Here is a 7113-nt window from a genome sequence, read left to right as displayed (position 1 = left end):
GCCGCCCTCCGCGACCAGGCCCAGCGCCTCCTCGACCACCTCACCGCACACCCCGAACTGCGCCCGGATCACGTGGCCCACGCGCTCGTCTCGACGCGTACCGCCTTCCCCCACCGGGCCGTGCTGGTCGCGGACGAGAACGAGGCGTTCGGCCGGGCCCTGCGCGCGCTCGCCCTCGACGAGCCGTCGCCCGCGGTCGCGCGCGGCACCGCCCGCCCCGGCAAGACCGCGTTCCTGTTCACCGGGCAGGGCTCGCAGCGCGCGGGCATGGGCCGTGAGCTGTACGACGCCCACGAGGTCTTCCGCGACGCCTTCGACGAGGTCTGCACCACGCTCGACCGCCACCTCGACGCCGAACACGCCCTCAAGGACATCGTCTTCGACGACGACCCCACTCTGCTCAACCAGACCCGCTACACCCAGGCCGCGCTGTTCGCCCTCGAAACCGCCCTCTACCGGCTCACGACGTCGTTCGGCGTCACGCCGGACTACCTCACCGGCCACTCCATCGGCGAGATCACCGCCGCGCACATCGCGGGAGTCTTCTCCCTGGACGACGCCTGCCGCCTGGTCGCCGCCCGCGGCACCCTCATGCAGAACCTCCCCACCGGCGGCGCCATGATCGCCATCGAAGCCGCCGAGGACGAAGTCACCCCCCACCTCACCGCACACACCGCCATCGCCGCCATCAACGGCCCCCACGCCCTGGTCGTCTCCGGCGACGACACCGACACCACCACCATCGCCCAGCACTTCGCCGACCAGGGACGACGCACCCGCCGCCTCACCGTCAGCCACGCCTTCCACTCCCCCCACATGGACCCCATGCTGGAGGACTTCACACGCGTCGCCGCAGAACTCACGTACCACCAGCCGCGTATACCCGTCGTCTCCAACCTCACCGGCCAGCTCGCCGACCCCGACGCCCTCACCACCCCCGCCTACTGGACCCGCCACATCCGCGAAGCAGTCCGCTTCCACGACGGCATCCACACCCTCCACACCAACGGCGTCCGCCACCACCTCGAACTCGGCCCCGACCCCGTCCTCACCACCCTCGTCAACGAAACCACCACCACCGAAACCAACGGCGCCGACGTCACCACCACGGCCGTTCTCAAGAAGGGGCAGCCCGAACCCGCCGCCTTCCTCACCGCGCTCGCCCGGATCCATGCCGGTGGCGCACGCGCCGACCTCACCGCCCACCTCCCGGCGCCGTCCGCCCAGCCCGGCCTCCCCACGTACGCCTTCCAGCGCGAGCGCTACTGGCTGGAGGCGTCGAAGCCCGCCGCGGGCGCCGACGGTCTGGGCCTGACCGCGACAGGTCACCCGGTCCTGACCACGCTGGCGGAACTCCCGGACGGCGGCGGGCACTTGTTCACCGGCCGGGTCTCCGGATCCGATCCGGACTGGTTGACCGACCACATCGTCTTCGGCACGACGGTCATGCCGGGCGTGGCGTTCGTCGACCTCCTCCTGCACGCGGCGGAGCACGTGGGCTGTGAGCACATCGAGGAACTCACCCACCATGTGTTCCTCTCCGTGCCGGAGCGCGGCGCGCTCCAGCTGCGCGTCCTCGTCGAGGCGGCGGACAGCTCCGGGCGGCGCACCTTCACGGTCCACTCCCGGCCGGAGGACGCCCCGGCCGAGGCCGACTGGACCTGCCACGCCACCGGTGTGCTCGCGGACGGGCGCAGGGACGCGCCCGACCTGACCGGGGTGCTCACGGACGACGTCTGGCCTCCGGTCGGCCTGGACTCCCTGGACACGGAGGAGTTCTACCGGCGGGTCGCCGACGCGGGCCTCGCCTACGGACCGCTCTTCCAGTCCATGCGGGCGGCCTGGCAGGACGGGGACACGACGTACGTGGACGTCGCTCTTCCCGCCGACGCGGATCCCGGCGCGTACGGCATCCACCCCGGCCTGCTCGACTCGGCGCTCCAGTCGGCGGCGCTCGTCGCGGCGGACGGGGCGGCCGACGACGCCATCAGGGTGCCGTTCTCCTGGGCCGGCGTGTCGCTCCACGCGACGGGCGCCCAAGCCCTGCGGGTCCGGCTCGCGTCGCCCACGCCGGACACCACCTCGCTCGTCATCGCCGACCAGACGGGCGCGCCGGTCCTGACGATCGACGCGCTCACCATGCGCACGGTCGCCCCCGAGCAGCTCGCCGTCCCGCGCGCCGCCGACGGCGGCGAGCTCTACGAGGTCGACTGGCTCACCGTCCCCGCGACCGCGGCCGACGGCCAGGACGCGGCGCCCGCCACGTGGGCGGTGGTCGCCGATCCGTGGAACCACCATCTCGCGGCGCCGCTGTCCCTCCTCGACTCCGCGGTGGAGATCGCCCCGGAGGCGGTGACGCTTCCCACGGCCCTCGGGGACGACGGCTCCGGACCCGACGTGTTCGTCACGTGGTGCGTCCCAGAGGCCTCCGAGGTCGATCCGGCGCAGGCCGCGCGGGCCCGTACTCATCACGTGCTCGGCCTGGTCCAGGCGCTCGTGTCGGACGATCGGCCGGACTCCCGTCTGGTGATCCTCACCAGGGGCGCGGTGTCCACCGGCACCGGCACCAGCGACGAGCAGACGGACCTGGCCGGCGCGGCCGTGTGGGGTCTGATCCGCACCGCCCAGTCGGAGTACCCCGACCGGTTCACGCTGATCGACCTCGACGGTTCGGACGCGTCGCTGCGGGCGGTACCGGCGGCCGTCGCCGCCGCGGAACCCCAAGTAGCCCTTCGAGAGGGCCAGTTGCTCGTGCCGCGCCTCGGCCGCGTCCGCACCGACGCCTCCGGCGGCACCACATCCGGCTCCGCTTCGGCCGCCGTACGGGCGCCGTTCGCACCGGAGAAGACGGTGCTCGTCACCGGCGGCACCGGCGCCCTCGGCACGCTTCTCGCGCGTCACCTGGTCACCTCGTACGGCGTCAGGAAGCTGCTGCTCATCAGTCGGCGCGGCCCGCAGGCGGGGAGCACCCTCGTCGCGGAACTCGCCGAGCTGGGCGCCGAGGTCACGATCGCGGCGTGCGACGCCGCCGACCGGGAGGCGTTGGAGGCCCTGCTCGCGGGCCTGCCGCCGGAGCGGCCGCTGGGCGCGGTGGTGCACTGCGCCGGGACGCTCGACGACGGCATCGTCACGGCGCTGAATCCCGAGCGCCTGGACGGGGTGCTGCGTCCGAAGGCGGATGCCGCGTGGAACCTGCACGAGGCAACGCGGGACATGGACCTGGACGCGTTCGTCCTGTACTCGTCCGTGGTCGGCCTCCTCGGCTCGCCCGGACAGGCCAACTACGCCGCCGCCAACGCCTTCCTCGACGCACTCGCCCACCACCGCCACACCACCGGCCTGCCCGCCACCTCACTCGCCTGGGGCCTGTGGGAAACCGGCATGGCCGACACCCTCGACGACCACGACCGCGCCCGCATGAACCGCGGCGGACTCCTCCCGATGCCCGCCGAGCAGGCGCTGGCGCACTTCGACGCGGCGCTCGTCGCGGACCCGGCGGTGCTGGTCCCGGCCAGGTTCGACCTCGCGGGGCTGCGGGCCCGTGCCGGATCCGATCCGGTGGCGCCGATGTTCCGCGGCCTCGTCCGCGCGCCCCTGCGCAGCGCGGCCCGGTCGGCCGGGGACGCCGGCGGCCTGCGGCAGTCGCTCGTGGGGCGCCCGGAGCCGGAGCAGGAGCGGATCCTCCTGGACTTCCTGCGCGGCCATGTGGCGGCCGTCCTCGGACACGGCTCGCCCAAGGCGATCGACCCGGGGCAGTCGTTCAAGGAGCTGGGCTTCGACTCCCTCAGCTCGGTGGAGCTGCGCAACGCGCTCAACAAGGCGTCCGGGATGCGGCTGCCGTCCACGCTGCTGTTCGACTACCCCACGCCCGCGGTGCTTGCCGCCTACATCCGCGGCCAGTTGGTGGACAGCGGACAGGACGAGGCCGACGCCCGTGCCGCCCGTCGTCCCGCCCGTGCGGCGCGGAGCCGGGCCACCACGGACGAGCCGATCGCGATCGTGGGCATCGGATGCCGCTTCCCCGGTGGCACGAGCACGCCGGAGGAGCTGTGGCGGCTCGTGGCGGAAGGGCGTGACGCGGTCGGGGCGTTCCCCGACAACCGCGGCTGGGACGTCGAGAACCTCTACGATCCCGACCCCGACGCCTCCGGGAAGACGTACACCCGCGAGGGCGGCTTCCTGTACGACGCCGACCGGTTCGACGCCGAGTTCTTCGGCATCAGCCCCCGCGAGGCCCTCGCCCTCGACCCCCAGCAGCGCCTCCTCCTGGAGACCACCTGGGAGGCCTTCGAACACGCGGGCATCCGCCCCGAGTCCCTGCGCGGCAGCACCACCGGCGTCTTCGCCGGCGTGTCCGCGACGGAGTACGTCTCACTGACCCACCAGAGCGACGAGCCCGTCGAGGGGTACCTGCTCACCGGCACGACGGGCAGCGTGGCTTCGGGCCGGATCGCCTACTCGCTCGGCCTGGAGGGGCCCGCGGTCACCATCGACACGGCCTGCTCCTCCTCCCTCGTCGCGATGCACCTGGCGTGCCAGTCCCTGCGCAACGGCGAGTCCTCCATGGCCCTCGCGGGCGGCGCCACCGTCATGGCCAACGCCGGGATCTTCCTGGAGTTCAGCCGCCAGCGCGGCCTGGCCCCCGACGGCCGGTGCAAGTCGTTCGCCGCGGCCGCCGACGGCACCGCCTGGGCCGAGGGCGCGGGCATGATCCTGCTTGAGCGCCTCTCCGACGCCAAGGCCAACGGCCACCCGATCCTGGCCGTCATCCGCGGCTCGGCCGTCAACCAGGACGGCGCCTCCAACGGCCTCACCGCGCCCAACGGCCCCTCCCAGCAGCGCGTCATCAGGGCCGCCCTGGCCAACGCCGGGCTCACCCCGGACCAGATCGACGCCGTCGAGGGCCACGGCACCGGCACCAGCCTGGGTGACCCCATCGAGGCGCAGGCCCTGCTTGCCACGTACGGCCAGGACCGTGACGAACCCCTGTGGCTGGGCTCGCTGAAGTCCAACATCGGTCACACCGTGGCCGCCGCGGGCATCGGCGGCGTCATCAAGATGATCCAGGCGATGCACCACGGCTCGCTCCCGCAGACGCTCCACGTCGACGAGCCGAGCCCGCACATCGACTGGGACGCCGGCAACGTCCAGCTGCTCACCGAGGCCCGGCCCTGGCCCGAGACCGACCACCCCCGCCGCGCCGCGGTCTCCTCCTTCAGCATCAGCGGCACCAACGCCCACCTCATCCTCGAACAGGCCCCGCCCGCCCCCGTCCACGCGGAGCCCTCCGTCCCGGCCGCGCCGCAGGCGACCCCGGTTCCCTGGATCCTGTCCGCCAAGTCCGAACAGGCGCTCCGCGACCAGGCCCAGCGCCTCCTGGACCACGTCATCGGCCGCCCCGAACTGCGCTCGGCCGACATCGCCCTCGCCCTGGCCACGACGCGTACCTCGTTCGATCACCACGCCGTCGCCGTCGGTACGACGCGCGAGGAGCTCCTTGCCCGGCTCCAGGCACTCGTGAAGGACCCGGGCGCCGACACGCTGCACGCGCAGCCGCGTACGAGAGACGTCGCCTTCCTCTTCACCGGGCAGGGCTCGCAGCGCGCGGGCATGGGCCGTGAGCTGTACGACGCCCACCCCGTCTTCCGCGACGCCTTCGACGAGGTCTGCGCCACCCTCGACCGCCACCTCAACGCCGAACACCCGGTCAGGGACGTCGTGTTCAGCGACGACCCCGCCCTCCTCAACCAGACCCGCTACACCCAGCCCGGGCTCTTCGCCCTCCAAGTGGCCCTCACGCGGCTCCTCGTCGAGGAGTTCGGCGTGACGCCCACCCATGCCGTCGGCCACTCGATCGGCGAGGTCGCCGCGGCACACACCGCGGGGGTCTTCTCCCTGGACGACGCCTGCCGCCTGGTGGCCGCACGCGGCACCCTCATGCAGAACCTCCCGGCAGGCGGCGCCATGATCGCCATCGAAGCCACCGAGGACGAAGTCACCCCCCACCTCACCGCACACACCGCCATCGCCGCCATCAACGGCCCCCACGCCCTGGTCGTCTCCGGCGACGACACCGACACCACCACCATCGCCCAGCACTTCGCCGACCAGGGACGACGCACCCGCCGCCTCACCGTCAGCCACGCCTTCCACTCCCCCCACATGGACCCCATGCTGGCGGACTTCGCACGCGTCGCCGAGTCTCTGACGTACCACCAGCCGCGCCTCGCCCTCGTGTCCACCGTCACCGGCCGGCTCGCCGACCCCGACCTCATCACCACGCCCGCCTACTGGACCGATCACGCCCGCAACACCACCCGCTTCCACGACGGCCTGACCGCGCTCCACGACCAGGGCGTCACCACCTACCTGGAAGTCGGGCCCGACGCCGTCCTCACCGCGCTCACCCGTGAGGCGCTGCCCCACGCCACCGCCGCGTCGCTGCTCCGCTCCGGCCTGCACGAACCGGCCACGCTGCTCGAAGGCCTCGTCCAGGCACACGCGTGCGGCGCCGCCGTCGACTGGCAGGGGTTCCTCGGGCGGCGCGGGGCCCGGAACGTCGGCCTTCCGACGTACGCCTTCCAGCGTCGTCGCTACTGGCTCGACGCTCCCGACCCCGTCGGCTCGGCCGCGGGCCTCGGCCTGGAGTCGGCCTCCCATCCGCTCCTCGCCACGGCCACGGAACTGCCGGACGGCAGCCACCTGTTCACGGGGCGCGTGAAGCTGGCGACCCACGCGTGGCTCGGCGACCACATCGTCATGGGGACCGTCATCCTCCCGGGCACCGCCTTCGTCGAACTCGCGCTCCACGCCGCCCAGACGGTCGGCCTCGACGAGATCGCGGAACTCGTCCTGAACGCCCCCGTCACGTTCGGCTCCAAGGACGCCGCCCTGCTCCAGGTCGTCGTCGGCCCCGAGGACGCCTCCGCGGGCCGCACCCTCACCATCAGGTCCCGCTCGGAGCAGGACCACTCCTGGACCGAGAACGCCGTCGGCAGGCTGAGCGCCCCCATGGCGGTGCCCACGCCCTGACGCCCCCGGGCCCGCCCTCACCACACGACCGTCCCGGCACCGAGTTCGAGTGCCGGGACGGTCGCGGTCTCTTATACACAA

At 73.1% G+C, this 7113-nt stretch carries 1 protein-coding gene; it reads left to right on the top strand.

Annotated features, from left to right (window positions below):
• Positions 1–7032: SDR family NAD(P)-dependent oxidoreductase (locus tag ACFWZ5_RS33840; RefSeq protein ID WP_384891690.1), on the top strand; the 7032-nt coding region annotated here is incomplete at its 5' end.
• Positions 7033–7113 lie beyond the last annotated feature (81 nt).

Source organism: Streptomyces sp. NPDC059003, from assembly GCF_042740445.1.
Taxonomy (GTDB): domain Bacteria; phylum Actinomycetota; class Actinomycetes; order Streptomycetales; family Streptomycetaceae; genus Streptomyces.
This window is presented reverse-complemented; position numbering and strand designations above follow the sequence as displayed.